The following is a 26,915-nucleotide window of genomic DNA, read 5'->3' as shown; positions in this document are numbered from 1 at the left end:
ACTGAGCGCCCCCGTCACGGCTTCCCTGCAGACCCCTTCAGGGCTTCGAGGAAGGGAGCGAAGGCTTCGACGGGGAAGGTGAGGGTGGCCCGGGCGGGGGCCTTGGAGTCGCGGACGGCTATGCGGGTGGGGGCGTTCGCGACCTCGACGCATTCGTTGCCGTCGCCCGGACCCGAGTAGGACGACTTTCGCCAGTTGCTGTAGGTGGTGGCAGCGTGCGTCACGGCTTGCCCGTCGCCTTCTTCAGCTCCTCGACGAACGAGGCGAAGGTGCCGGTGGAGAAGGTGAGGGTGGCTCGGTCCGGGGCCTTGGAGTCGCGGACGGCTATGTGGGTGGGGGCGTTCGCGATCTCGACGCAGTTGTTGCCGTCGCCGCCGCCGGAGTAGGACGACCTGCGCCAGTTGTCGAGCGTGGTATCGGTGTACGTCATGATCCGCTCGTCGACTTCTTCAGCTCTTCGACGAATACTGTGAAGGCAGGTACGGGAAAGGTGAGCGGGGCTCTGCGGCGATCTTTCGAATCGCGTATGGCTATGCGGGCCGGGATGCACGCGATCTCCACGCAGGAGTCACCGTCGCCGGGACCGGAGTAGGACGACTTCCGCCAGTTCTCAGTAGTGTCCATGGAGTGCCTCACAGCTCTTTGGCCAGCCTGCGGATGAAGTCACGCGACCGATTCGGGTCGAGCGACACGTCCTCCACCCTATGGAAGAGCGTTCGGTACGCGCTGAGTTGGGCTTCCGAGTCGATGAAGGACGCACCGTGCGGGCCATCCCGCACCACGGTGTCCAGCTTGGGCACAAGACCCCCCGCGTACGTCATGGCGCTCGCGGCGCCGGCGAAGCCTTCCAGGTTGAAGGGGATGACGCGCACGATGACATGCTCGGGAACGGAGAGTTCCAGGAGGTGGGTGAGCTGTGCCCGTGACGTGGCCCGATCGTTGACCATGATGCGCAACGCAGCCTCGTGAACGATCGCTTCGTACGGCGTCGGAGTCGAGCCTTCCAAGATGGTCTTGCGTCTCATCCGATGCTGGACCCGCGTCTCAAGCTCTTCCTGCGGTAGCTCAGGAATCCGGTAGGCGAAAACGGCGCGAGCATAGTCCTCGATCTGGAGCGGACCGGGGATGTACAGGAACTGAACTTCACGCAAAAGCGTGGCGTGGTGCTCCAGTTCGGCGAGATCGAGGAAGGCAGTGGGCAGCAGCTCCCGGTATTCCTCCCACCACCCACGCGTTCGATCGGTCGCCATGGCCACAAGAGCGTCCACGAACGCCTCGTCCTCGCAGACGTAGTGGGCCGCAAGGCGGCGCAGACGCTTCTCGCTGAGCCCTGCGAGGCCGGACTCGATCTGACTGATTTGCGGAGCGCTTACGCCGAGCAGTGCCGCCGCCTCACGGGCGGAAAGGCCTGCTGCCTCGCGAAGCCTGCGAAGTTCTACAGCCAGACGCAACTGACGACCTGTCGGCTCGCTCCTCAGCACCATCGTTCACTCCTCCCAACACACCTTTCGGAGCGACTCGTTCGAGCGTCAGAGTACGCGATGGGCTTGCCAAACTTAAACATTTATCCCTACTGTCGGTGACGCGACGCACACCGTGCGAAACCGGACCGCCGGAAGCGCACCGCCCCGTCCTGCCATGACGGCTGCGGCAATGACACCGGATCCGTACTCAACCCCTCCCCACCCCCACATCGGAGTTCCGCATGCTCGAAAACGCCCCCTGGGAGTACTCCCTCCACATCCCCAACGACCCGCGCGCCGTCACCATCAGCCGCCGTACCCTGCGCCTCGTCCTCACCATGCACGGACTGATCCGACTGGTCGACGTGGCCGAGCTGCTCGCCACGGAGCTGATCTCCAACGCCGTACGGCACACCAAGGGCCCCGCCGCCCTGCGCGTGCGCTGGTCGCCGCCGGGGACGTTGCGGATCGGGGCGTGGGACGCGGACCCCGAACCGCCCCGGCCGCCGGAGCCGTTCGAGCGGGCGGTGGAGCGGGAGGACGGGCGGGGCCTCGCGCTGGTGCGGGCGTGTGCCGACGTATGGGGCTGGCAGCCGCTGGTCCGGGACGGCAGTGAAGGCAAGTTCGTGTGGTGCGAACTGGGTGCCGCTTAGGGCGAGGGCGGGCGTGGCGCGTTCGGTGCCCGCGCAACCGGGACCCGAGGTAGGGGCGGGTGCCCTGGACCGTGGCCGGCAGCGCCGTCGTGCAGTTCCCCGGCCTGCGCGCCGAGCAGCGCGCCGACGACGGTCAGCAGGTCGCCCGCGCCTCGCCCGGTGTCGACGCGGGCGACCGTGCAGCCGTTCTCCTCGTTGGCGTACGTGATGCGCTCCAGCACGCCTGCGAGCGTGGCGAGTCGGCGTTCACCGGAGGCCGCCGATGGCTGGTTGGACATGATCCGACGGTACCGGCGGGGTGGGACACGGGGTGCCCCGACCGGCGGGGCCGGTCAGGAGGAGGCGCGCCCGGGCTCGCGGACGTCCGGTCCGTCCGGCGGCGGGCCGCCGAACCCGCGGGCGGCGTCGAGGAGCTCGACGAGCCGGTCGTGGCGCTCGGGGCCGAGCCCGGTCGTGACGGGTTCCAGCGCGCTGCAAATCTCCTCGTACACCTGCTCCATCAGCTCCCGGCCTGCCGGGGTGATGACCACGTCGACGACGCGGCGGTCCTCGGGGTTCCTGTCCCTGGTCACGAGCCCCCGGCGTTCGGCACGGTCGATCAGGCCGGACATGGTCGACTTGTCCAGGCCGAGGAAGCAGGCGAGTTCGGTCATGCGCGGGCGGCGGTCGCGCAGGATGCCGAGCACCCGCAGCTGGGTGAACGAGAGGTCATGCCTGGCCCCGATGCGGGTGAGCATGCCCGCCACCTGGAAGGTGCTGCGCACCAGGGCGTCCACCAGGGCGTCGGACGTCATGATCCCCCCCCCATCCTTGACCTCGGGCTGCCCGGAAGCGTACCGGTTCCTCCCCATAGCCGCCCCGAGGGGGTCGCCGGCGCCCGCCGCCCGGACGGCCGTGACGGCCCGCCGGAGCAACCGCCGGGCCGTCACGGGTTGGGGGCTACGAGCGCCAGTTGCCGCTCAGCTCGACGTAGTTCTCGCCCCTGACCTCCTTGCCGTTGTACGTGCCGTGGAACTCCGCCGCGGCCTCCAGGTAACCCCCTGCGGGGGTCGGGGACGTGAGTTCCTGTCCCAGGGTGCCGACGACGGTCACGGTCAGCTCCGTGTCCAGCGAGGGGATGCGAAGGCGCCAGCGGGTGGGATACGTCTGGCCCGTTTCCGGACTGGTCCACAGCCTGGAAGCGTGCCGTGCGAGCGGTTCCACCTCGACCACGTCGTGGGAGCCGTCCCGGTGGAGCACGGTCGCCCAGCTGTCCGTGGTCTCCTCCCCCACCATGTCCCAGACGGCGACCTTGTCACCGTTGGGCATGGCGAGGTTCATCCACGACCACCGCCGCAGGGACTTCGGCATCGCGCCCCACTGCCGGTCCAACCATGACGTCCCCTTGATCGCGTGCTTCTCGTCGCCGATCTCGAGCATTCCGGATGTCCGCATCTCGGGCAGCGCGAACTGGTAGGTCGGCACGTCGACCAGGGTGAAGACGCCGGTCGAGGCGTACTTCAGGGCGGGACCGTTGGCCACCAGCTGTACGTCGAGAGACCCGAACGGCGTACTCAGCTGCACCTGCTGGCGGGCCGAGTCGCCCGTCCAGCTCAGTCCCGGCGCCTTGATGTCGAGCTTGCTCTCGGTCCACCGGTAGTCGTCCTCGTCGACGCCGGCTGCGTAGTACTCGTACCATCCGGTGTTCTTGTCGGTGACCGCGAACGTCCAGCGGTACTGCCCCGCGTTCGGGAGGACGCGGGTGTGCACCTGGATTCCGAAGTCGTGCCCGTCCGCCTTCACCGAGCTGGTGAAGTAGAGCGAGTCGGACCAGGTTGGCTCCGGTCCGGGCGTGTGCCGTCCCAGGTCGGTTTCGGGATCGGTCACAGACGGATCCCGGAAGTGGAAGTGGTGGAGGCGGGAGCCGTGATGATGCCGCCCTTCGGATCCCAGGACGGACTCACCGCCTCCCCCACAGTCCCGGAAACGGAAGCAGAAGCGGTGGAGGCCGAGGCAGGAACCGTGATGACGCCGCCCTTCGGATCCCAGGACGGACTCACCGCCTCCCCCGCAGCCCCGAAAGCGGAAGCAGAAGTGGTGGAGGCGGGAACCGTGATGATGCCGCCCTTCGGATCCCAGGACGGACTCACCGCCTCCCCCGCGGTCCCAGAAGCGGAAACAGAAGTGGTGGAGGCGGTGGCCGTGATGATGCGGCCCTTCGGATCCCAGGACGGACTCGCCGCCTGCGCCGAGTAGACGGCGAGCGTACCGAGCGCGAGTGCGCCCGCGGTGACCAGGCCTGCGGCCCGCCTGTTTCGAGATGTGGACATGGGTTCCTCCCTGCGGCCGGGGCGGTGAGGACGTCACGCGCCCCACCGACCGTATTGGTTCGTAATGCCAACGACTAACCTCGATAGTGGTTGGCATTACGAACAATGTCAAGGGCCCCCGGCTGCGCGGCACCGGGCACGTATGTGTGGTGCGCACCGGGGACAGCTCGGGCGGGAGGACGCCATCGACGCCCAGCTGGAACGCCTCGGCCACCGCCCGGCCGACGTCCGGTACGTCGTCTACTCCCACCTGCACCTGGACCACGCCGGCGGGATGGCCTACTTCCCGCACGCCGTGCACGTGGCCCAGCACGACGAACTGCGCCACGCCTGGTGGCCGGACCGCTGGACGGCCCGGGGCTACTCCTTCCACGACTACCGGGACTGCCGGGACTTCGACTTCCTCGAACTCGACGGCGACACCGACCTGTTCCTGGACGGCAGCGTCACCGTGCTGCGCACGACCGGGCACACGCCCGGCCACCAGGGCATCGTCCTCGACCTCGACCACCACGGCCGGATCGCGTTCATGGGGGACGCCGCCCACCTCCAGGAGGAGCCGGCGAAGAACGTCCCCATGCTCAGCGACTGGAACGTCCAGCAGAAGCTGCTCACCTACGGCCGTCTGCGCCACCTGGACCGCTCGGGCGTCCGCGTCTTCTTCTCCCACGACCCGGGCCACTTCGCCGCCCTGCCCCACGACGGGGACGTCTGGGACTAGCAGTGTTGTCCGGGCAGGCTCCCCCGAGCGAGCTACTCGTTCTGTCGACTTCGGGGTGACTCGCGCCCCTGGTGGTCTGCCGTTGACTCGAAGGGTCAGCACAACGACCGGACAAGGCCGACCAGTTCACAGCGTGAGGACCCCACCATGACCACGACCCACAGCACCCCGCGGCACGTTTCCCCCAGGGGCCGCCGAATCGCCGCGGCCTTGTTGGTTTCCACGCTGGCAGGAACCTCACTGGTCGCCTGCAGTGCCGACGCCAAGGACCCGCGACCGGCCAAGGCCTCCGGCAAGGGCGCCACCGAGGCCCCGGGCAACGCCAAGATCACCTGGGGCGAGTGCCCGGCGCCGGCCGAGGGACAGACCCGTGACGCCGACCTCGAGTGCGGAACGCTGCAGGTACCGCTGGACCACCAGAAGCCCGACGGCACAAAGATCGACGTGGCGGTCTCCCGCCTGTCGACCGCACAGCCCGGGAAGCGACGCGGCGTCCTGCTGCTCAACCCCGGCGGGCCGGCCCTGGGCGGCCTCGGCCTGCCCGAAACCATGGCACCCACACTGCCCAAGTCCGTACTGGACCGCTACGACCTCATCGGCTTCGACCCCCGCGGCGTCGACCACAGCACCCCCCAGAGCTGCGGCCTGAAGGACCCCAGCGTGGCCGGACTCTTCCCCTACCCCGCCGCCGACGGCTCCATCACCAAGAACGCGGCCCTCGCCGAAGCCAACGCCGAACAGTGCGCCGACACCGTGGGCAAGGACCTGCGCCACTACAACACCGCCAACACCGCCCGCGACATGGACCTCATCCGCCAGGCCCTCGGCGAGAAGAAGATCTCCTACTGGGGCCAGTCCTACGGCACCTACCTCGGAGCCGTCTACCGCTCCCTCTTCCAGGACCGCACCGACCGCATGATCCTGGAAGGCAACGTCGACCCCACCAAGGTATGGGCCAACCAGGTCTCGGACACCTGGGGCAAGGGCATGGCCGACCGCTTCCCCGACGCCGCCCGCGTCGCCGCGGCCCAGGCCGACACCCTCCAACTGGGCACCGACGTCGACGAAGTGACCCGGACCTACCTCGGCCTCGCCGACCGCCTGGACCACACCCCCGCGACCATCCCCGGCGCACCGGTCCCGCTGGACGGCGCACTGCTGCGCAACATGACCTACGCCCTCCTCCTGGACAACGACACCCTCCCCGTACTCGTCAAGTTCTGGAAGGCCGCCGACAACCTCTCCCGCGGCACCACCACCGCCGACGACGCCGCGGTCCTCAAGGAGATCTTCGCCCAGGCACCCCAGGCCCCTGGCATCCCCGCCGACAACCAGGCCACCATGTTCATGGCGCTCACCTGCGGTGACGCCGAATGGCCGCACGACGTCGAGGGCTACGCCGACCGCACCGCCGCCGACCGCGAGAAGTGGCCGCTCACCGCCGGCATGCCCGGCAACATCTGGGCCTGCGCCTACTGGGACAAGCCCGTCGAGGACACCGTCAAGGTCGTCGAAGGCGGCCCCCGCAACACCCTGATCCTGCAGAACCGCCGGGACAACGCCACCCCCTGGGAAAGCGGCGTCGGACTGCACAAGGCCCTCGGCAGCGGCTCCGCCTTCGTCGGCGTCGACAACGGCGGCCACCGCGTCTACGACGAAGGCTCCGACTGCGCCGACAAGGCCACCATCGACTTCCTGACCACCGGCAACCTGCCGGACAAGGACGTCCAGTGCACCGACGCCACCCAGAAGTAGCCCACCCGGTGGAGAGGCCGGACCGACTGCCCACGTCGCCTCGGTGAAACCGCCAACTATGCTGTGCGACACCGTGCTTGAGCGCGGAGTCCCCAAGGGAGCCTGGCGTGCCGAAGACCATTGTCATCACGGGTGCCAGCGACGGAATCGGCGCCGCCGCGGCACGCCAACTGGTGGCGGACGGACACCGTGTGGTCGTCGTGGGCAGGTCCGAGGCCAAGACCAAGGCGGTCGCGGATGAGCTCGGCGTGCGCTGTTTCGTCGCCGACTTCGCCGACTTGCAGCAGGTCCGCACCCTGGCGGCACAGCTCACCGATCACTGCCCACACATCGACGTCCTGGTCAACAACGCCGGCGGGATCCTCGGGGACCGCCAGGTCACGGCGGACGGATTCGAGGAGACGTTCCAGGTCAACTATCTCGCTCCGTTCCTGCTGACCCACCTGCTGCTGGACACCCTGCTGGCCTCCCGGGCCCTCGTCGTGCAGACGTCGAGCAACGCCGCGCGGCTGTCGGCACGTGTCGACCTCGACGACCTCAACCACGCGCGGAACTACTCACCCGTCCGCGCCTACGGCAGCGCCAAGCTGGCACTCGTGCTCTTCACCCGGCAGCTGCACGACCGGCACCACGGGCAGGGCCTGTCCGCGGTGGCCTTCCATCCCGGCGGTGTCGCGTCGAACTTCGCCAGGACCAGCCGGAGCCCGGTGGGCGCACTGTTCCGGACACCCGTGCCCCGCCTGTTCTTCCAGTCCCCGCACAAGGCGGCACGGCAGGTGCTGCGCTTCGTCACCCCCGCGCCCGGGGACGGCTTCGAGTCCGGTGCCTACTACGAGAACGGCACAGTGCGCACGATCAAGGCGCCTCCCGTCGGACCGCAGCTGTGGGAGGCCACCACGGCGCTGCTCGGTCTCGACCGGAGGTAGCGAGCCGCGGGCCGGGTACGCCGGGGGTGAAAGCGCGTTCTGCTCCGCCACGGGCGAAAAGGCGGGGAAGATGATGGCGGTCCGGTGAAGGTGGTCACCGGAGAGAACGTCGCCGGCGCCGAGGGCTGCCGCCGGCGCCGAGAGCGGGGAGCGCATTCATGTACGACTACGACCTCCTGGTCGTCGGATCCGCCAACGCCGATCTGGTGATCGGTGTCGAGCGCCGGCCGGGTGCCGGCGAGACGGTGCTCGGCTCCGACCTGGCCGTGCACCCGGGTGGCAAGGGCGCGAACCAGGCGGTCGCGGCCGCCCGGCTCGGTGCCCGTACGGTCCTGCTGGCGCGGGTGGGCGACGACGGGCACGGGCGGCTGCTGCTGGACTCGCAGCGGGCGGCCGGGGTGGACACGGTCGGGGTGCTGGTGGGCGGGGCACCCACCGGGGTCGCACTGATCACCGTGGACCCGTCGGGGGACAACAGCATCGTCGTCTCCCCCGGCGCCAACGGCCGGCTCACCCCGCAGGACGTACGGGCGGCCGCGAGCCTCTTCCACGCCTCCCGGGTGGTGTCCACGCAGTTGGAGATCCCGCTGGAGACGGTGGTGGAGACCGTGCGCAACCTGGTGCCGGGCAGCCGGTTCGTCCTGAACCCGTCCCCGCCGCGCCCGCTCCCGGCGGAGGTGCTCGCGGCCTGCGATCCGCTGATCGTCAACGAGCACGAGGCGAAGGTCGTCCTGGGGGACGCCGCCGGGGTGAGCGACGACCCGGAGGACTGGGCGCGGCTGCTGCTGGCGAAGGGCCCGCGTTCGGTGGTGGTGACGCTGGGCGCCGGGGGCGCGCTGGTGTCCTCCGGGAACGGGGTCACCCGGGTTCCGTCCGTGAAGGTGGACGCCGTGGACACCACCGGTGCGGGTGACGCGTTCACGGCCGCGCTGGCCTGGCGGCTGGGCCGGGGCGAGCCCCTCGCCGAGGCGGCGGCGTACGCGGCCCGGGTCGGGGCGGCGACGGTGACGAAGGAAGGGGCGCAGGCGTCCTTCCCGACGGCGGCGGAGGCGGCCGCGCTGGGAGGCGGCACGGAAGGCTGAGCCGGCGCCGCGTCACCGGCGCGCGGCCGGAACGGCATCGAGGTGGCCCGGTCCGTCGACCGGGCCACCTCGGTCCCCTCCCCCTGTCAGAACCCCCGAAATCCCCCCTCGGGTCCCTCCCCTGGACGTCCTGACATCTCATACGACCCGCCGGCGCCCGGGAGGGTTGTACGGACGGGACGTTTTCTCCTGCGCGACGCGTAGGCGGCGGGGAGCGCGCGGTGACCATACGACTGTGGGCGGCAGCACGTTCCGCTTCATCCCCCCGCGGCGATCGAGGGCCGCTTCCGACCGCCCGCGCGTCCCCGGTCCGCTACCCCACGCGCTCCCCGGTCCGCTACCCCGCGTGCTCCACGAAGCGGGCCGCGGTCTCGGCGAGGACCTCGCGGCCGTCCCTCGCCCACAGGGCCTCGTTGAAGAGTTCGACCTCGATCGCGCCGGTGTACCCGGCCGCCTCCACGTATCCCGTCCACTCCCGCATGTCGACCGCGCCGTCGCCGATCTGGCCGCGGCCGTTGAGCACTCCCTCGGGCAGCGGGGTGGTCCAGTCGGCGAGCTGGAAGGTGTGGATACGGCCCTGGGCGCCCGCGCGGGCAATCTCCGCGGGCGCGGTGTCGTCCCACCAGATGTGGTACGTGTCGACGGTGACGCCGACCTGGTGGGCGGGGAAGCGTTCGGCGAGGTCGAGGGCCTGGGCGAGGGTGGAGACCACGCAGCGGTCGGCGGCGAACATGGGGTGGAGCGGCTCGATGGCCAGCTTCACTCCGTACTCCTCGGCGTAGGGGGCGAGTTCGGCGAGCGCGTCCGCGATCCGTTCCCGGGCGCCGCGCAGGTCACGGGAGCCGGGCGGGAGGCCGCCGGAGACCAGGACCAGGGTGTCGGTGCCGAGGGCGGCCGCCTCGTCGACGGCATGGCGGTTGTCGGCGAGGGCGGCGGTCCGTTCGGCGGGGTTCGCTCGCGGTGAGGAAGCCGCCCCGGCACAGGGTCGTCACCGCCAGGCCCGCGTCGCGGACGAGGCGCGCGGCCGCCCGGACGCCGTACGCCCGCACCGGCTCCCGCCACAGGCCCACGCCGGGGACGCCCAGGTCCCGGCAGGCGTCGACGAGGTCCGGCAGGGACAGCTGCCGGACCGTCATCTGGTTGATGCTGAAGCGGGTGAGGCCGGCGGTCATGGGGTCACTCCGTACAGGTGCAGCAGGGTCCTCATCCGTTCCTCGGCGAGCTTCGGGTCGGGGAACAGGCCGAGGCGGTCGGCGAGTTCGTAGGCGCGGGCGAGGTGCGGCAGGGAGCGGGCCGACTGCAGACCGCCGATCATGGCGAAGTGGCTCTGGTGGCCGGCCAGCCAGGCGAGGAACACCACACCGGTCTTGTAGTAGCGGGTGGGTGCCCGGAAGAGGTGGCGGGAGAGGGTGACGGTGGGGTCGAGGAGGGCGCGGAAGCCCTCCGTGTCCCCGGTGTCCAGGACGCGGACCGCCTCGGCCGCGAGCGGGCCGAGCGGGTCGAAGATGCCGAGCAGGGCGTGGCTGAAGCCCTGGTCGTCGCCCGCGATCAGCTCCGGGTAGTGGAAGTCGTCGCCGGTGTAGCAGCGCACACCCCGCGGGAGGCGGCGGCGCAGCCCGATCTCGCGCCCGGCGTCCAGGAGGCTGACCTTGATGCCGTCGACCTTGTCGGGGTGGGCGGCGATGACCTCCAGGAAGGTGCCGGTGGCCGCGTCGAGTCCGGACGAACCCCAGTAGCCCTCCAGCGCGGGGTCGAACATGGGGCCGAGCCAGTGCAGGATCACCGGCTCGGCGGCCTGGCGCAGCAGACGGCCGTAGATCTCCAGGTAGTCCTCGGGGCCGCGGGCCGTGGCGGCGAGGGCGCGGGAGGCCATCAGGACGGCCTGCGCGCCCGACTCCTCGACGACCGCGAGCTGTTCCTCGTAGGCATCGCGGACCGCGTCGAGGGTCGCCGGGCCGGTGAGCTGGTCGGTGCCGACGCCGCAGGCGATGCGGCCGCCGACGGCCTTCGCCTCGGCGGCGGAACGGCGGATCAGCTCGGCGGCGCCGGCCCAGTCCAGGCCCATGCCGCGCTGGGCGGTGTCCATGGCCTCGGCGACGCCGAGCCCGTGGGACCACAGATGGCGGCGGAAGGCGAGGGTGGCGTCCCAGTCGACGGCCGCCGGGGAGTCGGGGCTCGTGTCGGCGTACGGGTCGGCGACGACGTGCGCGGCGGAGAAGACCGTACGGGAGGTGAAGGGGGCGCCGGGGGTGGTGGCGCGGGGGTCGGTGCGGGGCTCGTAGGGGCGCAGGGTGCCGTCCGCGCCGGGCAGGTGGAGGGTCACAGCGCGATCTCCGGTACGTCGAGGCGGCGGCCCTCGGCCGAGGATCTCAGGCCCAGTTCGGCGAGCTGGACGCCGCGGGCGCCGGCCAGGAGGTCCCAGTGGTAGGGGGCGCCGGCGTGGACGTGCCGGAGGAACAGCTCCCACTGGGCCTTGAAGCCGTTGTCGAAGTCCTGGTTGTCGGGGACCTCCTGCCACTGGCCGCGGAAGACCTCGGCGGCGGGGACGTCCGGGTTCCACACCGGCTTGGGGGTGACGGAGCGGTGCTGGACGCGGCAGGTGCGCAGGCCGGCGACGGCGGAGCCCTCGGTGCCGTCGACCTGGAACTCGACGAGTTCGTCGCGGTGGACGCGCACGGCCCAGGATGAGTTGATCTGTGCGATGACTCCGCCGTCGAGTTCGAAGATGCCGTAGGCGGCGTCGTCGGCGGTGGCGTCGTAGGGCCTGCCGCTCTCGTCCCGGCGCCGCGGGATGTGGGTGGCGGTGAGGGCCTGGACGGACGTCACACGGCCGAACAGCTCGTGCAGCACGTACTCCCAGTGCGGGAACATGTCGACGACGATGCCGCCGCCGTCCTCCGCGCGGTAGTTCCAGGAGGGGCGCTGCGCCTCCTGCCAGTCGCCCTCGAAGACCCAGTAGCCGAACTCGCCGCGCACGGACAGGATCCGGCCGAAGAAGCCGCCGTCGACGAGGCGCTTCAGCTTCAGCAGGCCGGGGAGGAAGAGCTTGTCCTGCACGACACCGTGCCTGATGCCGGCCGCGTCGGCCCGGCGGGCGAGTTCCAGGGCGCCGTCGAGGCCGGTGGCGGTGGGCTTCTCGGTGTAGATGTGCTTGCCGGCGGCGATCGCCTTCTTCAGGGCGTCCTCGCGGGCCGAGGTGACCTGGGCGTCGAAGTAGATGTCGATGGTGTCGTCGGCGAGGACCGCGTCCAGGTCGGTGGAGACGTGGTCGAGGCCGTGGCGTTCGGCGAGCGCCCGCAGCGCGTGCTCGCGGCGGCCGACCAGGACCGGCTCGGGCCAGAGCACGGTGCCGTCGCCGAGGTCGAGGCCGCCCTGTTCGCGCAGGGCCAGGATGGAGCGGACGAGGTGCTGCCGGTGTCCCATGCGTCCGGTCACACCGTTCATGGCGATACGCACCGTCTTGCGTGTCACGTCGTTCCCTTCGTACGCGGTCCCGCGCGCCGCCGTCATAGCAAGCGCTTTCCATACGGGGGGAAGCTAGCCCCTGCACAGCGCTGTGGACAAGACCGCCGTGCGGCCGACTCGTTCGAGGGGGCGAACAAACGGGCGTGGAGCCGTAGGGTCTGCTCGGAACCCCGACGAGACGCGCGACCGGAGGACGAGACATGACGGTGACCCTGGCGGACGTGGCGGCGCGCGCACAGGTCTCACCCGCGACGGTGTCGCGCGTGCTCAACGGGAACTATCCGGTGGCCGCCTCCACCCGCGAGCGGGTGCTGAAGGCCGTGGACGAACTCGACTACGTCCTCAACGGTCCCGCCAGTTCCCTGGCCGCCGCCACGTCCGACCTGGTCGGCATCCTGGTGAACGACATCGCCGACCCGTTCTTCGGGATCATGGCGAGCGCCATCCAGTCGGAGATCGGGGGGCCGGGCGGGCGGGCCGGCGGGGAGAGACTCGCGGTCGTCTGCAACACGGGCGGCTCTCCCGAGCGTGAACTCACCTATCTCACCCTGCTCCAGCGGCAGCGGGCAGCGGCGGTCGTGCTGACCGGCGGTGCGGTCGAGGACGCGCAGCACCAGGCGGCGCTCGACGCGAAGCTGCGGAAGCTGGTGGCCGCCGGGACGCGGGTGGTGCTGTGCGGGCGGCCGCAGGCGCCGGAGACCGGGGCGATCGCACTGACCTTCGACAACCGCGGCGGCGGGCGGGAACTCACCGGGCATCTGATCGGCCTGGGGCACCGGCGCGTGGGGTACATCGCGGGCCCCCGGGAGCGGACGACCACACGTCACCGGCTCGAGGGCCACCGGGACGCGCTGGCCGCGCACGGCATCGAGGAGGACGCGCGCTGGACCGTGCACGGACGGTACGACCGGGCGTCGGGCTACGAGGCCGCCCTCGAACTGCTCCGGCGCGACCCGTCGTTGACGGCCGTCGTCGCGGCGAACGACTCCGTCGCCCTGGGCGCGTGCGCGGCGCTGCGCGACTCGGGGCGGGCCATTCCGGACGATGTCTCGGTCGCGGGCTTCGACGATCTCCCGTGCAGCGTCGACGCGGTGCCGGCGCTGACGACGGTGCGGCTGCCGCTGGCGGAGGCGGGTGCCCGTGCGGGCCGCGTCGCGATGGGCCGCGAGGACGCCCCGCCGGGCGGGGTCGCGTCCGTGCGGGGGGAGTTGGTGGTGCGGGGGTCCACGGGAGTGCCGCGGGGACAGTGAGCGTTTCGCGCAGTCTCCCGCGCCCCTGGTGGGGGTGACCCGTCCGTGGACCAGTGAGCCGCCGTGGGGGCCGAGCGCGCAGTTCCCCGCGCCCCTGGTGGGAGTGACCCGTCCGTGGACCAGTGACCCGCCGTCGGGGCCGAGCGCGCAGTTCCCCGCGCTCCTCGCGGGGGTGACCCGTCCGTGGGTCGGTGAGCCGCCGAGGGGGGCCGAGCGCGGGGTTTCTTGAGGGTGTGGGTCGGGCGTGCGGGTCCCCGTGGGGGCGGGGTGGGCGGGGTAGTGTCCGGCTCATGAAGTTCGCGTTCTCCACCCTCGGTGTTCCCGGTCTGGCACTCGGCGATGTGGTGGGGCTCGCCACGGCGCACGGGTATCACGGCGTCGAGCTGCGCGCCCACGCCGAGGAGCCCGTTCACGCCGGCCTGACTCCCGCGCAACGCGCGGACGTGGCCGCGCGGTTCAAGGCGGCCGGGGTCGAGGTCCTGGGCCTGGCCGGGTATGCCCGGGTGGCCGCTCCCGGTGCGGACGAGCCCGTGCTCGCCGAGATGCGCGCCCTCCTGGACCTCGCCCGTGACATCGGCGCCCCCTTCGTCCGGGTCTTCCCGGGCGGCGGCACCGAGCAGAGCCCCGAGGAGGCCGACGCCACGGCCGCGCGACGGCTGGGCGTGGCCGCCGAGCACGCCGTCGACCAGGGCGTACGCATCCTGCTGGAGACCCACGACTCCCACCGCACGGGCGCCGACGCGATGCAGGTCCTCGGCCTGGTCGGCCACCCCCGCGTGGGCGCGCTGTGGGACGTGATGCACACCTGGATCGGCGGCGAACAGCCCGCCGAGAGCTTCGCGGCGCTCTCCCCGCACCTCGGCTATGTCCAGGTCAAGGACATCGCCTCCGCCGAGGACACCACTCCGCTCCCGCTCGGCGCGGGCGTCCTGCCGCTCGCCGAGGTCGTGGAGGTCCTCTCCCGCCACCACTGGGACGGCTGGCTGTGCTGGGAGTACGAGAAGCGCTGGTACACCGACGCGGCGCCGCTGCCCGGCCTGCTCACCCCGGGGCGCGAGCATCTGGCCCGCCTGCTGACCGAGTCCGCCTGAGCGTGCGCGCCCCCGCACGGCCCTCGGCGCATCGATAGTCTGCTGCCATCATGATGCGCGCCTGGATTCTGCCGATGCTGCTCGTGGCCGGCGGCTCCGTCGTCGCGGCCGTGCGCCTGCTCGACGGGAGCCCCGGCATGGCCGTGGTGCTGCTGACGGTGTTTCTGGTGCTCGGTGGTCTGTACTCGCCCCTGGTCTTTCCGCGGCCGGTCGGGGCGAAGGAGGCGGAGCGCCGCAGTGCGGTCGACGGGCGGCCGATTGTGTACTGGCGGCCGGGGTGCCGGTACTGCATGCGGCTGCGCCTCCGGCTGGGGCGCAGCGCCCGGCGGTTGTACTGGGTCGACATCTGGCGCGACCCGGAAGGCGCCGCAGCCGTGCGGGCGGTCAACGACGGCAACGAGACCGTGCCCACCGTCGTCGTGGCGGGGCGGGCCCACACCAACCCCGATCCCGCGTGGGTGCGCCGACAGGTTCCCCCTTCCGCGTAGTCCGGCGATCGTCGCTCTCATCCGCCCACCGGGGAGTCCTCCCGGCGTCGCACGGACGGCGTGGCCGGCGCCGGGCGGCGGCGCGGCGGCAGCGATGCCAGGGCCACCCCGCCCACCAGCAGCGCCGCCGCGCACCACCGCAGCGCGGTGACCGGTTCGCCCAGGAACAGGGCGGCCGAGGACATGCCGAAGACCGGGACGAGCAGGGAGAAGGGCGCGACCGTGGAGGCGGGGTGGCGGCGCAGCAGCCAGCCCCAGGCGCCGAAGCCGAAGACCGTGGCGCCCCAGGCGACGAAGAGCACCGTGCCCGCGCCCCGCCAGTCCAGGCCGCGCAGCGCGTCGAGGCCGGCCGCGGGCCCCTCCAGCAGCAGCGAGAGCGCGAGCAGCGGCAGGACCGGAACCGTGCTCACCCAGATCATGAAGTTGAGGGCGTCCGGCGGTGCCGCCTTGCGGGTGAGGATGTTGGAGACGCCCCAGCAGGCCGCCGCCGCGACCACCAGGGCGAAGCCGAGCAGCGGCCCCGAGGTGCCCTCGTCGACCGCCGCCACCCCGATGCCGGCCACCGCCACCGCCATGCCCACCAGGCGGACCCGGGAGGGGCGTTCACCGAGCAGCGCGAAGGCGAACAGGGCGGTGAAGACGGCCTGGATCTGGAGCACCAGGGAGGACAGGCCGCCCGGCATCCCGGCGTCCATGCCGACGAACAGCAGCCCGAACTTGGCCACCCCCAGCGCCAGGCCGACGCCCACGATCCACTTCCACGCCACCTTGGGCCGCCCCACGAGGAACACCGCGGGCAGCGCCGCCACGAGGAAGCGCAGGGCGGAGAAGAGCAGCGGCGGGAAGTGGTCGAGGCCGACCTCGATGACGGTGAAGTTGACGCCCCACACGGCGGTGACGAGGACGGCGAGGAGCACGTGGGAAGGTCGCATGCGTCGAGCATCACCGCCCGTCACACTTCAGCACCAGCGATGATTCCTGCATGGTTGGATGAAGAACCGCTAACCGATCGGGGGGCCGCCGTCATGCTCGACCTCCAGCGTCTGCGCGCCCTGCACGCCGTCTCCGTGCACGGCACCGTCGGCGCCGCCGCCGCGGCGCTCGGGTACACCTCCTCCGCCGTGTCCCAGCAGATCGCCAAGCTGGAGCGGGAGACCCGGACCGTGCTGCTGGAGCGGGAGGGCCGGGGCGTACGGCTCACCGACGAGGCGCATCAACTGGTGCGCGCCGCCCGGGAGCTGATCGCCATCGTGGAGCGGGCGGAGACGGAGCTGGAGGAGCGGCGCGGGGTGCCGGCCGGGCGGCTGACCGTCGCCGCGTTCGCCTCGGCGGCACGCGGGCTGATGCCGCCCGTCCTGGCCGACCTGGCCCGCCGTCACCCCGCGCTCGACACCCGGCTCACCGAGATCGACCCGCATCTCTCGGTCGACCTGGTCGCCAAGGGCACCGTCGACCTGGTGATCGCGCACGACTGGGACATCGCGCCGCTGCCCGCCCCGGCGGGTGTGGAGCAGGCGGTCATCGGGGACGACCTGTGCGATCTGCTGGTGCCCGAGGGGCATCCTTTCGCGGGGCGTACGGCGGTGCGGCGGGCGGAGCTGGGCGGTGAGCGGTGGATCTGCCAGCCGCCGGGGCGGGTCTGCCACGAGTGGCTGGTGCGCACCCTGCGCGCGGCCGGGCACGAGCCGGAGATCGTCCACCAGGCCGACGAGAACCCCACCCTGGTGGCGCTGGTCGCGGCCGGGCTCGGCATCGCGCTGATCCCCCGGCTGGGGCGCGGTCCGCTGCCCGAGGGCGTGGTGGAGGTGCCCCTCGACCCCATGCCCGTACGGCGGCTGTACGCGCTGTGGCGCACCGGGGCGGCCCGTCGTCCGGCGATCGCGGAGACGGTGCGCACGCTGGGCGAGCACTGGCCCGCGGTGTCGGCGCACACGCCCCGCTGACCCCGCCAGGATCCCGGGCACCGCGGTTGGCGGAATCCGGTCCGGGTGGGGAACCCGTCGCCGTCCCCGCCCGTCCCATGGGCAGGTTGCCGGACGAGTCTCCGTGGTGCGGTGTCGGCCCTCGCCGCCGGCGGCGATCGCCGACTCACCCTCTCCGCCGTGCCGCGGCCGGCAGCACGCCGTCATCGGCGCGGCCCCCTCCTCAGCGCCGATGACGGCCCCTTCCGGTTGCTGCGCGCGCCCTTGACTGGCAGAAACTTCCCGGATATTGGTGACCTTCTGGCAGTTTCCTTCAGCGGATCCCCGGTCCCCGCGGATCACCTTCCAAAGGAGCGCACGTGCCCGACAGCAGCACCGGAAGCCCGGATGGAAGCACCGCACGTCCGTCCAGACGCGCCGTCATCGCCGCGACGGCGGGCGTCACCACCGCCCTGGCGGCCGGCGGGACCGCCCACGCGGCCGCCGGCTCCCCCGCCCACGACGCGGCACACGACAGAAGGCTGCGCGCCCTCGTCTCCCGTATGACCCTGGAGGAGAAGGTCGGCCAGCTGTTCGTGATGCGGGTCTACGGCCACTCCGCCACCGACCCGGACCAGGCCGACATCGACGCCAACCTCAAGGAGATCGGCGTCCGCACGGCCGCCGAACTGCTCGAGAAGTACCGGGTCGGCGGCATCATCTACTTCGCCTGGGCGCACAACACCCGCTCCCCGCACCAGATCGCCGACCTGTCCAACGGCATCCAGAAGGCCTCCCTCGGCCTGCCGCGCGGGCTCCCCGTGCTGATCTCCACCGACCAGGAGCACGGCATCGTGGCCCGGGTGGGCGAGCCCGCGACGCTGTTCCCCGGGGCGATGGCGATCGGGGCGGGCGGCTCCCGCGCCGACGCCCGCAGCCTCGGCCGGATCGCGGGCCGCGAGCTGCGCGCCCTGGGCATCCGTCAGAACTACTCGCCGGTGGCCGACGTCAACGTCAACCCCGCCAACCCCGTCATCGGCGTCCGCTCCTTCGGCTCCGATCCGCGGGCCGTCGCCGGACTCGTCGCGTCGGAGGTCCGCGGCTACGAGTCGGCGCACGTCGCGGCCACGGCCAAGCACTTCCCGGGACACGGCGACACGGTCGACGACAGCCACGCCAAACTGCCGTACATCCACCACACCCGCGAGCAGTGGGAGCGGCTCGACGCGCCGCCGTTCCGGGCGGCGGTCGCCGCGGGCATCGACTCGATCATGACCGCGCACATCGTCGTCCCCGCCCTCGACCCCGCCGAGGACCCGGCCACCCTCTCCCGCCCGATCCTCACCGGCATCCTGCGCGAGGAGCTGGGCTACGACGGGGTGGTGGTCACCGACTCCCTCGGCATGGAGGGCGTACGCACCAAGTACGGCGACGACCGGGTGCCGGTGCTCGCGCTCAAGGCGGGCGTGGACCAGCTGCTCAACCCGCCCGATCTCGCGGTCGCCTGGAACGCGGTCCGCAACGCCGTGCGGGACGGCGAGCTGACCGAGGCCCGACTCGACGAGTCGATCCTGCGGGTGCTGCGGATGAAGGCGAAACTGGGCCTGTTCGACGACCCGTACGTCTCCCACGCCGGCGTCGACCGCGTCGTCGGCAGCCGCTCGCACCTGGCCGCCGCCGACCGGATCGCCGAGCGCACCACGACCCTGCTGGTCAACGAGGGCGGGCTGCTGCCGCTGTCCCGGCGCGGCCGGCAAAAGCTCCTGGTGGCCGGCGCCGACCCGGCCTCCCCGTCCGGTACGACGGGACCGCCGACCGGCGTGCTGGCCGGCGCGCTGAACGAGCTGGGCTTCACCGCCACCGCCCTGTCCACGGGCACGGCACCGTCGGCCGCGGCCATCGCCGAGGCGGTGGCGGCGGCCCGGGACGTGGACGCGGTGGTCGTCGGGACGTACAACGTCAGCGCGGCCAACAGCCAGAAGACGCTCGTCGAGCAGCTGCTGGCGACGGGGAAGCCGGTGATCGCGGTCGCGATCCGCAACCCCTATGACGTGGCCCATCTGCCCGGCGTGCCGGCGTATCTGGCCGCGTACTCCTGGACCGACGTGGAACTGCGGGCGGCGGCCCGGGTCATCGCGGGCCGGGTGAAGCCGCGCGGGACGCTGCCGGTCCCGGTCCAGCGGGCCGACGACCCGACGGCGGTCCTCTACCCGGTGGGCCACGGGCTGCGCTACTAGCGCCCGCCGCCGGGCGGCCTTCATACCTCGTCGGACGTAGCGCCCGTACGTCACACACCCGACGCACCGCACCCAACGTGCGCAAACCGGCCCACATGGCTGGCGTGACCCGGTCCGCCGGGTCACGCTGGACGGGGGTGTCCGGGGGGATGACGATGCGCGTGGGAAGCAGGTGGCGGGCGCCGGCCGCGGCCGCCGCGGTGTGCGCGGTGCTGCTCACCGGCTGCGAGGGGGCCGACGAGCGGGACCGGCTGGGCGAGCAGGCGGCCACGGTGCCCGCGGCGCCGACCCGGCCGGCCGGGTACGGGGCGGTGTTCCTCGCGGTCGACGAGTGCAGCTCCTTCGGCCGCACCGGTGTGACGGAAGTGTCCTGCGCGAGCGAGCGGGCGGCGGCCCGGGTCGTCGCCCGGCACGACGGCACCGTGCGCGACGGCCCGCCCTGCCCTGCCACCACGGACTTCGTGCTGCACATCAGCGAGCAGCGCCCCTCCTTCGACGAGGACGGCGACGGGGCGGTGCCGCGCGGCTACGCCTGCATGCGCAACCTCCAGCCGCCGCACCCCGGCGACCCGGGCGGCGGGGGCGGGCCGCGCACCATCGTCGGCGACTGCGTCCACGGCGTGGACGACAGCAAGGTCCGGGAGACCGCCTGCGACGGGAGCGGCGAGCACGAGCCGGAGTTCAAGGTGACGAAGGCCGTGGACGCACGGTCCCGGTGCCCGGCGTCCACGGCCCTCTACGTCCGGCTCGGCGGGACCTCACCGGTGGGCTGCGCCCGCCCGGTGTAGTCCCGCCGGGGCCCTACGGCCGCAGCACGTGCCGCTGCTCGACGTCCCGCTTGTCGAGCTTGGCGTCGAACCTCGCCAGCGGCTCGGCCGCCGCCGGGTCCTCCTGGACCTTGGCCGGGGCGACGTCCGCCCAGTCGAGGATGCGGGCGGTGGCGAACGCCTTCTCCTTCGCGACCAGTCCGGCCACGTTCGCGCCGTGGTTCATGCCGGGCGCGGTGAAGACATAGGAGTCACGCGCGCCGTGTCCCAGCCGGAACGGCTCGGCACCCCACGGGTCGTTCTCGCCGTACACGAACAGCATGTGCCGGGCGTTGTGCCGCACCCAGCTGTCGACGCTGCGCATCACCCACGGCTCGAACCGCATGTCGATCGAGCGGGGCACGAAGTTGCGCGGCGGCTGGTAGCCGTAGCGGACGTACTTCTTCTCGATGTGCGGGAAGTGGATCGTCGGCGCGCCCAGCTGCGTACCCGCCTGGTAGTAGTACGGCGTGTACGGGCTCAGGCCCTGGTCCGTGTAGAACGAGAAGCCGGAGATCGTGTCGACCGAGGCCCAGATCTCGTCGTCGGTCGCGTTCGCGGCGTCCGCCGGGATCTCCTCGCAGTCGGCGAGGGTGCTGTACTGCCAGAAGCCCCACACGTAGTCGAGGACGACGGCCTCGAACGCCCGGTCCAGGCTGCCGATGGTGTCGAAGGTGTAGCCGTTCTCGGCGGCGAGCGCCTTGTACTTCTCCTTCAGCGGCGCCCGGCGCACCAGCGCCTCGCGCTGCACGGCGTTCAGCCGGTCACGGCACTCCTTGGTGCCGACGGTGCGGAAGAAGCGGTCGTAGGCCGAGTCCTCCTTGTTCACCACGTCGTTGGGGGCGACGTAGGCGACCACGCCGTCCATGTCGCGCGGGTAGAAGCGCTCGTAGTAGGTGGCGGTCATGCCGCCCTTGGAACCGCCGGTGGAGATCCAGTTCTTGGAGTAGATCTTCTTCAGCGCCTTGAAGATGCGGTGCTGGTCGCTGGCGGCCTGCCAGATGTCCAGCTTCGACCAGTCCGCGGGCTCGGGACGGGACGGGGTGAAGAAGCGGTACTCCATGGAGACCTGGTTGCCGTCCACGATCTGGGTCGGCTCGGCGCGGCGCGGCGTCGTGGAGACGCTGTAGCCGCCCGTGTAGAACACCGTGGGCCGCGCGGTGTCCTTGTGCAGCACGGTGATCCGCTGCTGGAACGTGCCCTTGGCGGGCCTGCGGTGGTCGACCGGCTGGGTGTAGTTGAGGACGAAGAAGCGGTACCCGGTGTACGGCTTCTCCTCGATCAGGCTCATGCCCGGAACGGAGAGCAGTCTCTCCTTGATGTCAGTGGTGCCGGTGGCCTCCGGCTCGGCGGCGGTGGCCGCCCCGGCCGTACTCAGTGTGCCTATGAGCACCGTGAGCGCCAGCAGCCATCTGAGCGCCTTGCGCATGCGCACTCCCCTGTGAGACAGATGTGCGCCGGAAGCTACTCGACCAACTCCCCGCAGCACCAGGGGACATAGGGTTAACCCTCGGTCGGGTGACGGTCAGCAGAGGATCCAGCCGGAGCTGATGGAGCGTCCGGCTATTCTGCCCTTCACCCAGACGCAGCGGCGGCCGGCGTGGACCGTCACCGGGCCCGCGTGGTGTCTGTAGCGGCCTTCGTCGACCACCGGGCGGCTGCCGCGTGCCTGCACACTCACCGTCATCTTCCGTGCGGCGCCCGCCTTCTTGGCGACGGTGACGGCGCAGACGTAGCCGCCGCGTCTGTGGACGTGCACCGAGCCCGTCGAGAACGACAGGGTGCGGGCCTTGCGGCCGGGGCAGTACGCGGCGGCCTGTGCCTCGGTGGGCGTGGCCACGGTGAGCAGCCCCGAGGTGGTCAGCACCGCAAGGCACAGCGCGATGCGCCGGCGTGTCGCTCCACTGCCCACTGTCGTCCTCCTGCACCAGGCCTGCCGCGTCGGGCGGCGTACGCGTGTACGGACGCATGGCGTACGGCGGTTGGTTGCACACCGGGGGACGGTCCTCGTCAGGCCGGCGTCGGCACGTCCTCGCCGACGAACGTCCGCCACAGGGCCGCGTACATGCCGCCCCGCCGCAGCAGTTCGTCGTGCGTGCCGTCCTCCGCGACCCGGCCGTGGTCCATGACGATCACGCGGTCGGCGCGGGCGGCGGTGGTGAGGCGGTGGGCCACCACGAGGGTCGTACGGCGGCCCGCCAGACGGTCCGTGGCCTGGTTGACCTGTGCCTCGGTGGCCAGGTCCAGCGCGGCCGTCGCCTCGTCGAGCAACAGCACGTCGGGGTCGACGAGTTCGGCGCGGGCCAGGGCGATCAGCTGGCGCTGCCCGGCGGAGAGGTTGCGGCCGCGCTCGGCGACCTCGTGGAGGTATCCGCCGTCCAGCGTGGCGATCATCTCGTGCGCGCCGACCGCGCGGGCCGCGGCCTCCACCTCGGCGTCGGTGGCGTCCGGGCGGCCGTAGGCGATGGCGTCGCGGACGGTGCCCGGGAAGAGGTACGCCTCCTGCGGTACGACGCCGAGCCGGTGCCGGTAGGCGGTGAGGTCGAGGTCCCTGAGGTCGGTGCCGTCGGCGGTGACCCGGCCGGCCGTCGGGTCGTAGAACCGGGCGACCAGCTTGACCAGGGTGGACTTGCCGGCACCGGTCTCGCCGACGAAGGCGACGGTCTGCCCGGCGGGGATGGTGAGGTCGATGCCGTCGAGGGCCTCCTCGCCGTCCCCGTAGGAGAAGCGCACGTTCTCGAAGGCGATCTCGCCGCGCAGGGACGGCACGTCGAGCGGCTTGTCCGGCTGCCGTGTGGAGGTGGGTTCGCGCAGCAGTTCCTGGATGCGGCCCAGCGAGACGGACGCCTGCTGGTAGCCGTCGAAGACCTGGGAGAGCTGCTGCACCGGTGCGAAGAACAGGTCGATGTAGAGCAGGTACGCCACCAGCGAGCCGATCGCCAGCGTCCCGTCGTGGACCCGGGCGCCGCCCACGACCAGCACGGCCACGGCCGCGACCGAGGACAGCAGCTGCACGAACGGGAAGTACACCGATATCAGCCACTGTCCGCGGATGCGTGCGCTGCGGTAGGCGGCGCTGCGCTCGGCGAACCGGCGTGCGCCGTCCCGCTCGCGGCGGAAGGCCTGCACGATCCGCAGCCCTGAGACCGACTCCTGCAGATCGGCGTTGACCGCCGACACCCGCTCCCGGGCCAGCTCGTACGCCTTCACACTGGCCCGGCGGAAGAAGTAGGTACCGATGATCAGCGGGGGCAGGGTGGCGAAGACGACCAGGGCGAGACCGACGTCGATCACCAGCAGGGCGACCATGATGCCGAAGAAGGTGACCACCGAGACGAACGCCGTGACCAGGCCCGTCTGCAGGAACGTCGACAGCGCGTCGACGTCCGTGGTCATCCGGGTCATGATCCGGCCGGTGAGCTCGCGCTCGTAGTAGTCGAGGCCGAGCCGCTGGAGCTGGGCGAAGATCTTCAGCCGCAGCGCGTACAGCACGCGTTCGCCGGTGCGCCCGGTCATCCGGGTCTCGCCGATCTGCGCCGCCCACTGGACGGCCACGGTGAGCAGGGCGAGCAGGGAGGCCGCCCAGACCGCGCCGAGGGCGGCCTGGGTCACGCCCTGGTCGATGCCGTGCCGGATCAGCACCGGCAGCAGCAGGCCCATCCCGGCGTCGACGGCGACCAGGCCGAGGCTGAGCAGGAGGGGCAGTCCGAAGCCGCGCAGCAGGCGGCGCAGTCCGTAGGACTCCTCGGGGCGGACCGCGCGGGCCTCGTCGACGTCGGGGACGCCGTCCGCCGGGGGCAGCGCGTCGACCTGGGCGAGGAGTTCCGGGGTGGCGGAGGCCTCGACGAGGGCGGTGTCCTTGGGCTCCCGGTCGCCCGTCCACAGCCGCGGGGTGACGCCGCGCTCGGCGTCGAACTCCGCGTCCAGCTCCGCGCGGACGGAGGTGTCCTCCTCCTGCGGTCCGGCGGGCGGGGTGTGGCCCGGGGAGACGGCGCCGAGCTCGTCGGGGTCGGTGAGCAGCCTGCGGTAGAGGGCGGAGCGCCGCTGGAGCTCGTCGTGGGTGCCGATGTCGCAGAGCCGGCCGCCGTCGAGGACGGCGATGCGGTCGGCGAGGTTGAGGGTGGAGCGGCGGTGGGCGATCAGCAGGGTGGTGCGGCCCCGCATGACGTTCCTGAGCGCCTCGTGGATCTCGTGCTCGACGCGGGCGTCCACGGCGGAGGTCGCGTCGTCCAGGACCAGCAGGCGCGGGTCGGTGAGGATCGCGCGGGCCAGGGCGACGCGCTGGCGCTGGCCGCCGGAGAGGGTCAGGCCGTGCTCGCCGACGGTGGTGTCGTAGCCGTCGGGCAGCTCGCGGATGAAGCCGTCGGCCTGGGCGGCGCGGGCGGCGGCGGTGATCTCCTCGTCGGTGGCGTCGGGGCGGCCGTAGGCGATGTTGTTGCGGACGGTGTCGGAGAAGAGGAAGGAGTCCTCCGGGACCAGTCCGATCGCCGCGCGCAGCGATTCGGCGGTCAGCTCCCGCACGTCGTGCCCGCCGACGAGGACGGCGCCGCCCGTGACGTCGTAGAAGCGCGGCAGGAGGAGGGAGACGGTCGACTTGCCGGAGCCGGAGGCGCCGACGACGGCGAGGGTCTCGCCGGGGCGTATGCCGAAGGAGAGCCCGTCGAGGACCGGCTGGTCGGGGTCGTAGCCGAAGGAGACGTCGTCGAACTCGACGGTCGCGGGGGCGTCGGCGGGCAGTTCCCTGGTGCCGTCGGTCAGGGTCGGCTCGGTGTCGATCAGCTCAAGGACGCGCTCGGTGCTCGCGCGGGCCTGCTGGCCGACGGTGAGGACCACGGCGAGCATCCGGACCGGGCCGACGAGCTGGGCGAGGTAGGTGGAGAAGGCGACGAAGGTGCCCAGCGTGATGTGCCCCTGGACCGCGAGCCAGCCGCCGAGGGCGAGCATCGCGACCTGGCCGAGGGCGGGTACGGCCTGGAGCGCCGGCGTGTACCGGGAGTTCAGCCGGATGGTGCGCAGCCGGCCCGCGTACAGCCGCCGTCCGACCTCGCGCAGCTTGCCGGTCTCCTGCTCCTCCTGCCCGAAGCCCTTCACCACGCGGACGCCGCTGACCGCGCCGTCGACCACTCCGGCGACCACTCCGGCCTGCGCCTGCGCGTACCAGGTGGAGGGGTGCAGCCGGGTGCGGCTGCGCTTGGCGATCCACCACAGGGCGGGGGCGACGGCGAGGGCGACGCCGGTGAGCGGCAGGGACAGCGACGTCATGATGACGAGGGAGATCAGGAACAGCAGCAGGTTGCCGATGGTCATCGGCAGCATGAAGAGCAGGCCCTGTATCAGTTGCAGGTCGCTGGTGGCGCGTCCGACGACCTGCCCGGTGGACAGCTCGTCCTGGCGTCTGCCGTCGAGCCGGGTGATCGTGCCGTACATCTCGGTCCGCAGGTCGTGCTGGACGTCGAGGGCGAGCCGGCCGCCGTAGTAGCGGCGGACGTAGGTGAGGGCGTAGACGACGAGCGCGGCGCCGACGAGCAGTCCGGCCCAGGTGGCCATGTCCCTGGTCTCGTCGCCGATGACGTCGTCGATGATCACCTTGGTGATCAGCGGGACCAGGGCCATCACGGCCATGCCGCCGAGGGAGGCGCCCAGGGCGAGGACGACGTCCTTGGGGTGCCGCCACGCGTATGCGGCCAGTCGCCGTGCCCATCCCCGTTGCGGTGTCACGCGGGTGCCCTCCGATCGTCCTGATCTTCCGCAAGGCACCAACGCGACGAGCGGCGGATTTCATCCCTCCGCAACGATCGGCGGCGTACGCCGAGAGCGGACGGACGGGGTCTCGTCACGCAATCGCCACCTTCCCTCCACTCACCTGACTGCATGTGCATGCCACTCTCTCGGGTATCTCCCTTGTGCAACCCGCGTAGATCGGACACCCCACATGCTCGCGATACGCATACCCCGCCGCACGGCGGCGGTCCTCGCCGCGGCGGCGGCCCTCGCCGTCGCCGCCCCCGCCCTGACCCCCACGGCGACGGCCTCGACAGCCGCCGCCACCGCCTACGACGACACGTACTACCAGGACGCGCTCGGCAAGACCGGCGCCGGCCTGAAGGCCGCGCTCCACACGATCATCAGCGACCAGACGAAACTCTCCTACTCGGCCGTCTGGGACGCCCTGAAGGACACCGACCAGGACCCGGGCAACAGCGGCAACGTGATCCTGCTCTACTCCGGGATCTCCCGCAGCAAGTCCCTCAACGGCGGCGACAGCGGCGACTGGAACCGCGAGCACGTCTGGGCCAAGTCGCACGGCGGCTTCGGCACCTCCACCGGTCCCGGCACCGACATCCACCACCTGCGCCCCTCGGACGTCCGCGTCAACAGCGTGCGGGGCAACAAGGACTTCGACAACGGCGGCAGCGCCTTCACCGACAGCGGCGGCAGCCTCACCGACTCCGACTCCTTCGAGCCCCGCGACGCCGTCAAGGGCGACGTGGCCCGCATGATCCTCTACATGGCGGTCCGCTACGAGGGCGACGACGGCTGGCCCGACCTGGAGCCCAACGGGCAGGTGAACAACGGCAGCACCCCGTACATCGGCAAGCTCGCCGTCCTCAAGGCCTGGCACGCCGAGGACCCGCCGGACGCCTTCGAGCAGCGCCGCAACCAGGTCATCTTCGACTCCTACCAGCACAACCGGAACCCGTTCATCGACCACCCGGAGTGGGTCGAGTCGATCTGGTAGGCACCGGGAGCACGCACCGCGCGACCGGA

The 26,915-nt window shown here is 71.8% G+C and carries 25 protein-coding genes and 2 pseudogenes; 13 read left to right on the top strand and 14 right to left on the bottom strand.

The window, feature by feature from the left end; all coding sequences use genetic code 11:
- Positions 1 to 14: 14 nt before the first annotated feature.
- Genes AC5L3C_RS24485 through AC5L3C_RS24470 form a run of 4 tightly spaced genes read right to left on the bottom strand, consistent with a single transcriptional unit; the run spans position 15 to position 1,484 of the window.
- Complete coding sequence (locus AC5L3C_RS24485; protein WP_493650850.1) at positions 15 to 224, bottom strand: DUF397 domain-containing protein; 210 nt, start codon at positions 222 to 224, stop codon at positions 15 to 17.
- Positions 221 to 430 (bottom strand): DUF397 domain-containing protein, encoded by a 210-nt coding sequence (locus AC5L3C_RS24480; protein WP_493650849.1) that lies wholly within the window; start codon positions 428 to 430, stop codon positions 221 to 223. The genes AC5L3C_RS24485 and AC5L3C_RS24480 overlap by 4 nt, the downstream gene beginning before the upstream one ends.
- Positions 427 to 624: a DUF397 domain-containing protein gene (locus AC5L3C_RS24475; protein ID WP_125506380.1), complete on the bottom strand. Its 198-nt coding sequence runs from the start codon at positions 622 to 624 to the stop codon at positions 427 to 429. The genes AC5L3C_RS24480 and AC5L3C_RS24475 overlap by 4 nt, the downstream gene beginning before the upstream one ends.
- An 8-nt stretch (positions 625 to 632) precedes the next feature.
- The gene (locus AC5L3C_RS24470; protein WP_125506379.1) at positions 633 to 1,484 is read right to left on the bottom strand and encodes a helix-turn-helix domain-containing protein; all 852 of its coding nucleotides are present in this window, start codon (positions 1,482 to 1,484) and stop codon (positions 633 to 635) included.
- 221 nt (positions 1,485 to 1,705) lie between these two features.
- On the opposite strand from AC5L3C_RS24470, the gene AC5L3C_RS24465 reads away from it, so the two are divergent.
- Positions 1,706 to 2,116, top strand: coding sequence for an ATP-binding protein (locus tag AC5L3C_RS24465; protein ID WP_493650848.1), 411 nt, complete (start codon positions 1,706 to 1,708; stop codon positions 2,114 to 2,116).
- 34 nt (positions 2,117 to 2,150) lie between these two features.
- Here AC5L3C_RS24465 and AC5L3C_RS24460 read toward each other — a convergent pair.
- The 3 genes and pseudogenes from AC5L3C_RS24460 to AC5L3C_RS24450 all read right to left on the bottom strand — a co-directional run.
- Positions 2,151 to 2,394: pseudogene (locus tag AC5L3C_RS24460) on the bottom strand (YrrC family ATP-dependent DNA helicase); the annotation flags it as partial.
- A 54-nt stretch (positions 2,395 to 2,448) separates the two neighbouring features.
- Positions 2,449 to 2,910, bottom strand: coding sequence for a MarR family winged helix-turn-helix transcriptional regulator (locus AC5L3C_RS24455; RefSeq protein ID WP_125506377.1), 462 nt, complete (start codon positions 2,908 to 2,910; stop codon positions 2,449 to 2,451).
- A gap of 145 nt (positions 2,911 to 3,055) precedes the next feature.
- Positions 3,056 to 3,982 carry a lipocalin-like domain-containing protein gene (locus tag AC5L3C_RS24450; protein WP_206302314.1) on the bottom strand — a complete coding sequence of 309 codons (927 nt, stop codon included), beginning with the start codon at positions 3,980 to 3,982 and terminating at the stop codon, positions 3,056 to 3,058.
- 15 nt (positions 3,983 to 3,997) lie between these two features.
- On the opposite strand from AC5L3C_RS24450, the gene AC5L3C_RS24445 reads away from it, so the two are divergent.
- The 5 genes from AC5L3C_RS24445 (at position 3,998) to AC5L3C_RS24425 (ending at position 8,909) form a co-directional block, all read left to right on the top strand.
- Positions 3,998 to 4,351 carry a hypothetical protein gene (locus tag AC5L3C_RS24445; protein WP_493650847.1) on the top strand — a complete coding sequence of 118 codons (354 nt, stop codon included), beginning with the start codon at positions 3,998 to 4,000 and terminating at the stop codon, positions 4,349 to 4,351.
- A gap of 216 nt (positions 4,352 to 4,567) precedes the next feature.
- Positions 4,568 to 5,146 carry an N-acyl homoserine lactonase family protein gene (locus tag AC5L3C_RS24440; RefSeq protein WP_164555714.1) on the top strand — a complete coding sequence of 193 codons (579 nt, stop codon included), beginning with the start codon at positions 4,568 to 4,570 and terminating at the stop codon, positions 5,144 to 5,146.
- A 147-nt stretch (positions 5,147 to 5,293) separates the two neighbouring features.
- Positions 5,294 to 6,901, top strand: coding sequence for an alpha/beta hydrolase (locus AC5L3C_RS24435; protein ID WP_493650846.1), 1,608 nt, complete (start codon positions 5,294 to 5,296; stop codon positions 6,899 to 6,901).
- A 107-nt stretch (positions 6,902 to 7,008) separates the two neighbouring features.
- Positions 7,009 to 7,827, top strand: coding sequence for an SDR family NAD(P)-dependent oxidoreductase (locus AC5L3C_RS24430; RefSeq protein WP_493650845.1), 819 nt, complete (start codon positions 7,009 to 7,011; stop codon positions 7,825 to 7,827).
- Positions 7,828 to 7,985: 158 nt separating this feature from the next.
- Positions 7,986 to 8,909: a ribokinase gene (locus AC5L3C_RS24425; protein ID WP_493650844.1), complete on the top strand. Its 924-nt coding sequence runs from the start codon at positions 7,986 to 7,988 to the stop codon at positions 8,907 to 8,909.
- Positions 8,910 to 9,246: 337 nt separating this feature from the next.
- Here AC5L3C_RS24425 and AC5L3C_RS24420 read toward each other — a convergent pair.
- The 3 genes and pseudogenes from AC5L3C_RS24420 to AC5L3C_RS24410 all read right to left on the bottom strand — a co-directional run bounded on the left by AC5L3C_RS24420 (position 9,247) and on the right by AC5L3C_RS24410 (position 12,380).
- A pseudogene (locus AC5L3C_RS24420) lies at positions 9,247 to 10,081 on the bottom strand (sugar phosphate isomerase/epimerase family protein).
- Complete coding sequence (locus AC5L3C_RS24415) at positions 10,078 to 11,232, bottom strand: dihydrodipicolinate synthase family protein (RefSeq protein WP_493650843.1); 1,155 nt, start codon at positions 11,230 to 11,232, stop codon at positions 10,078 to 10,080. The pseudogene AC5L3C_RS24420 and the gene AC5L3C_RS24415 overlap by 4 nt, the downstream one beginning before the upstream one ends.
- A complete protein-coding gene (locus AC5L3C_RS24410; RefSeq protein WP_493650842.1) occupies positions 11,229 to 12,380 on the bottom strand; it encodes a Gfo/Idh/MocA family protein in 1,152 nt (383 codons plus the stop codon). The genes AC5L3C_RS24415 and AC5L3C_RS24410 overlap by 4 nt, the downstream gene beginning before the upstream one ends.
- Positions 12,381 to 12,574: 194 nt before the next feature.
- On the opposite strand from AC5L3C_RS24410, the gene AC5L3C_RS24405 reads away from it, so the two are divergent.
- From AC5L3C_RS24405 to AC5L3C_RS24395, 3 genes are all read left to right on the top strand, one after another.
- Positions 12,575 to 13,624: a LacI family DNA-binding transcriptional regulator gene (locus AC5L3C_RS24405; RefSeq protein WP_493650841.1), complete on the top strand. Its 1,050-nt coding sequence runs from the start codon at positions 12,575 to 12,577 to the stop codon at positions 13,622 to 13,624.
- Positions 13,625 to 13,914: 290 nt separating this feature from the next.
- Positions 13,915 to 14,715 (top strand): sugar phosphate isomerase/epimerase family protein, encoded by an 801-nt coding sequence (locus AC5L3C_RS24400; protein WP_493650840.1) that lies wholly within the window; start codon positions 13,915 to 13,917, stop codon positions 14,713 to 14,715.
- A gap of 50 nt (positions 14,716 to 14,765) precedes the next feature.
- Positions 14,766 to 15,203, top strand: a complete 438-nt coding sequence (locus AC5L3C_RS24395; protein WP_493650839.1) for a glutaredoxin domain-containing protein — start codon at positions 14,766 to 14,768, stop codon at positions 15,201 to 15,203.
- Between the two features lie 17 nt (positions 15,204 to 15,220).
- On the opposite strand, the gene AC5L3C_RS24390 is transcribed toward AC5L3C_RS24395, so the two are convergent.
- Positions 15,221 to 16,135 carry an EamA family transporter gene (locus tag AC5L3C_RS24390; RefSeq protein ID WP_493650838.1) on the bottom strand — a complete coding sequence of 305 codons (915 nt, stop codon included), beginning with the start codon at positions 16,133 to 16,135 and terminating at the stop codon, positions 15,221 to 15,223.
- 93 nt (positions 16,136 to 16,228) lie between these two features.
- On the opposite strand from AC5L3C_RS24390, the gene AC5L3C_RS24385 reads away from it, so the two are divergent.
- From AC5L3C_RS24385 to AC5L3C_RS24375, 3 genes are all read left to right on the top strand, one after another.
- Positions 16,229 to 17,146: a LysR family transcriptional regulator gene (locus AC5L3C_RS24385; protein ID WP_493650837.1), complete on the top strand. Its 918-nt coding sequence runs from the start codon at positions 16,229 to 16,231 to the stop codon at positions 17,144 to 17,146.
- Positions 17,147 to 17,484: 338 nt separating this feature from the next.
- Positions 17,485 to 19,341 (top strand): glycoside hydrolase family 3 protein, encoded by a 1,857-nt coding sequence (locus AC5L3C_RS24380; RefSeq protein ID WP_493650836.1) that lies wholly within the window; start codon positions 17,485 to 17,487, stop codon positions 19,339 to 19,341.
- Between the two features lie 161 nt (positions 19,342 to 19,502).
- Complete coding sequence (locus AC5L3C_RS24375; RefSeq protein WP_493650835.1) at positions 19,503 to 20,129, top strand: hypothetical protein; 627 nt, start codon at positions 19,503 to 19,505, stop codon at positions 20,127 to 20,129.
- A gap of 13 nt (positions 20,130 to 20,142) precedes the next feature.
- On the opposite strand, the gene AC5L3C_RS24370 is transcribed toward AC5L3C_RS24375, so the two are convergent.
- The 3 genes from AC5L3C_RS24370 to AC5L3C_RS24360 form a co-directional block, all read right to left on the bottom strand.
- Positions 20,143 to 21,576, bottom strand: a complete 1,434-nt coding sequence (locus tag AC5L3C_RS24370; protein ID WP_493650834.1) for a S28 family serine protease — start codon at positions 21,574 to 21,576, stop codon at positions 20,143 to 20,145.
- A gap of 96 nt (positions 21,577 to 21,672) precedes the next feature.
- The gene (locus tag AC5L3C_RS24365) at positions 21,673 to 22,059 is read right to left on the bottom strand and encodes a hypothetical protein (RefSeq protein ID WP_493650833.1); all 387 of its coding nucleotides are present in this window, start codon (positions 22,057 to 22,059) and stop codon (positions 21,673 to 21,675) included.
- Positions 22,060 to 22,157: 98 nt separating this feature from the next.
- Entirely contained in the window at positions 22,158 to 25,865 is a 3,708-nt protein-coding gene (locus AC5L3C_RS24360) for an ABC transporter ATP-binding protein (RefSeq protein WP_493650832.1), read from the bottom strand.
- A 214-nt stretch (positions 25,866 to 26,079) separates the two neighbouring features.
- Between AC5L3C_RS24360 and AC5L3C_RS24355 the strand changes: the two genes are divergently transcribed.
- Positions 26,080 to 26,886, top strand: a complete 807-nt coding sequence (locus tag AC5L3C_RS24355) for an endonuclease I family protein (protein WP_493650831.1) — start codon at positions 26,080 to 26,082, stop codon at positions 26,884 to 26,886.
- Positions 26,887 to 26,915: the final 29 nt, after the last annotated feature.

The organism is Streptomyces speibonae, assembly GCF_984686075.1.
Note: the sequence above shows the minus strand (reverse complement) of the source record. Positions and strands in the feature narration are given on the sequence as shown.